We start from the raw sequence: 3,334 nt of genomic DNA, 5'->3' as shown, positions 1-3,334 counted from the left end.
TTATACACGACGTCAGACATAGCTGCCGAAAATTGATAGATCCCTTTCAACAATTAATGTGTAATTCAAAATACTTATGCGAAATAGCAATTGCAAAAATCGGCAATTACTTATGACGCTGTGTATAATAGTTCAAGCTGGGCTTTGGAAAGCTTATGGAGAACCATATACTCAAAGGCATCATCGTTGAGCATATAGTCAGTGTGCCTTCCCTGTAAAAGCGTCAGAAAATTGATTCGGCTCTTGCTTTCAGTGCTTTCGAACCAGGCGAACAACTCATTACCTATGTGGGTGCAGTATCCGTTTCGTCCTTTGTGCCGTGCACCGGTATCATCCACGTGGACGTAGCGGGAGACCTCGAGTCCGGCAGAGAGAATCTCGTCTTTCTCCGAGTGAAAGATATCTTTTCCCTCAACAATGATACGATTAATCTGCCCTGTTGAGATATCAATTCCGAACTCCAGCAACTCTTCCCTGATCAGAGATTGGGTTACATGAGCATGGTAATATTGATACAAAATGAAGCTCACCAGCATTGAACCAAAGTGACTGTTTTCCAATTCCTTTGGCAGTTTGCCAACGATATAATCACCCGAAGGGGTTTGCCAGCGTTCTAAACGGTAAAGCGTGTTATGCGGTCTGATTACGATATCTTGAACTGTGAAACAGTCATATCCCTTAAAGCGGCTGTCTTCAGGCAGGTTGTCCGGAGGGATATCAATAGTTTCATGTATTGGGAGATTTTTACTCCTCTTGGAGGATCCCGGCCGCTTTCCTGACTCTTGCTTTTTCTTCTTTTTATCAGGGCGATTTTCGAGGTTGGGTGGTTTAATTTTGGGCTTGGGTTTCTGGTTTTTTAGTATGGCGATTTCGTCTCTTAGAATTTGAATCTGTTCCTGCAGTGACAGGATCAGATCTTGTTGAAGACAACAAATATCGAGTAACTCGGCAACAAGAGGTGAGAGCTCCTCTTCAGGAATATCGGGAATCTTCGGAAAACGAGCCTTGGCCATGAATTAATCATAACCTATCCACGTCTTTGTGTCCAGCTTTTTTTCAATGGGATGAATAATGACGATAATGACGTATTAATGAGACAAAACTTGAAAAATTTCCGGTTGAAATGCTGAAAGCAAGAATGCCCTGCCCAGACTTATTGAGAAGTTACCATCCAAATGTTCAACTAGCTGTTTTTAAAAAAGAAATATTTTAACTTGACAGGGGTAAGATAGGATGTCCCGCAAATTCCTCGATATTGAGATACAGCTTTTGAAGAGAAAAGATTATCTTTCTACCGATTTCAGTTCTTTTTTGATCTCCTCGGCCAGCCAATGCCTGATCAGGGTCTGATAGGGCATAGATTTCATGGTAGCCAGCTTCTTGATGGTCATGATCTGGAGCGGGTCTATCTTGAGAGTGATATTCTTAAGTTTCCTTCTGCGTTTTCCTGATAGGATATCCTTGCGAAGATGTTCATCCAAACGGAGATCAACCGGGTCATCTGTGATTTCATTCAAGATGCTTTTATGATCGTAGTACTCAATCCAGTTTTCCTGCTTTTTTTGTTGCTTATTCATTTTTTATCCCTGTGTTTTTTGTAATATCGAATTTCTGTCTGTTTCATATCCCACCCGGTAATAGGTCGAGCAAGGCCTTTGGGCTTTAGCTCAAAGATGATAGCCAGGTATCTTCCTTCGGATGTTGGACCAAAAGCCACATAATGTCCTTTTTTTGTCCGCCTGAAAAGAGGATTGCTGGCGAAGACCTCTTCGGCCTCCTCAGGTTTTATCCCGTGACCGAGTTCGAGGTGTAAGGCATTGCCCTCATCCCATTCAAAATCAGATATCCGCAAAAAAAAACAGTTCCCTTATATTGAAGTCCTACAAAGTATTACTTGATCTTTAAATTTTGTCAAGATGCGTGTTTGGGTTTGCAGGGACGGACGGAGTTAGTTTAATAGTTTAACATCATTCTCTTCTACAAATTACTCTTCGTTCCCCTGATGCCTTCTCCATTCAGAACTGTTGCAGGTCTAATTAATTAAAAAACCACCGGCTTAAATTGCCTGACTGTACCACCGGTGATCTACTGGAAATGGTGGAGAAAAAAGAAATCTGTCTGCAAATTAGTCGCCCGGCAATTCTGCTTTTTGCAGGAAAAAATCTATGGTCTCCTGCGCAAAGCCTCCTGTTTGTTGAGCAAAGGCTGCGGCCTTTCGGTATAATATTCGGCAGCCTTATGCTTGTCGCCACGCGCTTCCCATAATTCAGCATATCGCTGCAGCCCGTCAATCTGATCCGGATATTGTTTCATAAGTGTCTGGCAGATATCCCTTAACAAGTGATGGAATGTTTTCAAAAGGATAAGATGCCAATTGCTTGCCATAATTGGTATATATTTCTATTCGTTTTGGAAACTTACTTTTATTGGATTCAAAAATGTACCTTATTGCTAAGAGCGCTGCGGATGTCTCGTTTTCCTTACAAAGAGCTGTGTTTAAGTAAAGCTTGAAAGTGGATTTGTTGTATTTCCATGAGTGTATGCATTTGCTTTTACTCAAGTTATTGTTGAGGTCATCATTTATATCGCTATTATTTTTTTTAGCCGTTTTCTTTTCGCTTATTACGGAAGGTGGAGGTGCAGAAGAACTCTGAGAAGGTGGAGAAGTGGGCTGCTCTTTAAATGTTTGCGCAATGATGCCAAGAAGAAACAAAACTAGAAGAAGCCCCTTCCATGTCTGATACCATTTTTTGGGAGGCAAAGCTGGCAGCTTACTTCCGCAATGTTTACAAATTGTAGCATTTTCTTTGACTTTTTCTTTGCAGAATGGGCAGATTCTTTTTGCCATGCTATTCCCCCTTTTATTATTTACTCAACACAACCTTATATATTAAACAGACTCTGCTTTTTTAAGAACACTGCAAATCATAAAATCCATACACGGATTCAATGAAAAAATCAAGAAAACGGTCTTTTTTGATTAAATATTAGGCTGATACGACCGATAAGGTCAGAAAGGGCATATACTTTTTGAAGGCATACTTTTCCCAAGTGGAGCCCGGAAGTCTGCTTTTTCATGCTTATTTGAGTATTATCCAGAGTCTGTATAATTATGGGGATTTGTTATTTTGAGGAGTGCGTTGGAACATTTTAGGTCCTATTTGTTGTCAAAACGAATCGTTCCTGAAAAGAAGCTAGTGTCACGTCAAAGGTTATCAACGCCTTGATTTTGCTTGGCTGTGATGAAGGAAGGCACCAAGAAAAGCGATCAACCAATGAAGAAATATCCAGAGTGCTAAAAACAAGCATGAGGAAAATTGACCGCGTCAAAAAG

Annotated in this window: 4 protein-coding genes and 2 pseudogenes; 1 reads left to right on the top strand and 5 read right to left on the bottom strand. The window is 40.7% G+C overall.

The features are described from left to right. Window positions 1–110: 110 nt before the first annotated feature. The 5 genes and pseudogenes from C4B57_11885 to C4B57_11865 form a co-directional block, all read right to left on the bottom strand. Window positions 111–1,013, bottom strand: a complete 903-nt coding sequence (locus tag C4B57_11885) for a hypothetical protein (GenBank protein ID PXF50653.1) — start codon at window positions 1,011–1,013, stop codon at window positions 111–113. A 270-nt stretch (window positions 1,014–1,283) separates the two neighbouring features. After that, window positions 1,284–1,577 (bottom strand): hypothetical protein, encoded by a 294-nt coding sequence (locus C4B57_11880; protein ID PXF50652.1) that lies wholly within the window; start codon window positions 1,575–1,577, stop codon window positions 1,284–1,286. After that, window positions 1,574–1,852 carry a hypothetical protein gene (locus C4B57_11875; protein PXF50651.1) on the bottom strand — a complete coding sequence of 93 codons (279 nt, stop codon included), beginning with the start codon at window positions 1,850–1,852 and terminating at the stop codon, window positions 1,574–1,576. The genes C4B57_11880 and C4B57_11875 overlap by 4 nt, the downstream gene beginning before the upstream one ends. Window positions 1,853–2,125: 273 nt before the next feature. Then, window positions 2,126–2,313: pseudogene (locus C4B57_11870) on the bottom strand (hypothetical protein). After that, complete coding sequence (locus C4B57_11865) at window positions 2,288–2,848, bottom strand: hypothetical protein (GenBank protein ID PXF50650.1); 561 nt, start codon at window positions 2,846–2,848, stop codon at window positions 2,288–2,290. Before C4B57_11865 ends, C4B57_11870 begins: the two are co-directional and overlap by 26 nt. Before the next feature lie 360 nt (window positions 2,849–3,208). Between C4B57_11865 and C4B57_11860 the strand changes: the two are divergent. Next, window positions 3,209–3,334, top strand: a pseudogene (locus tag C4B57_11860) (IS630 family transposase).

The sequence above is a fragment of the Deltaproteobacteria bacterium genome, from assembly GCA_003194485.1.
GTDB lineage: Bacteria > Desulfobacterota > Dissulfuribacteria > Dissulfuribacterales > UBA3076 > UBA3076.
This window is presented reverse-complemented; position numbering and strand designations above follow the sequence as displayed.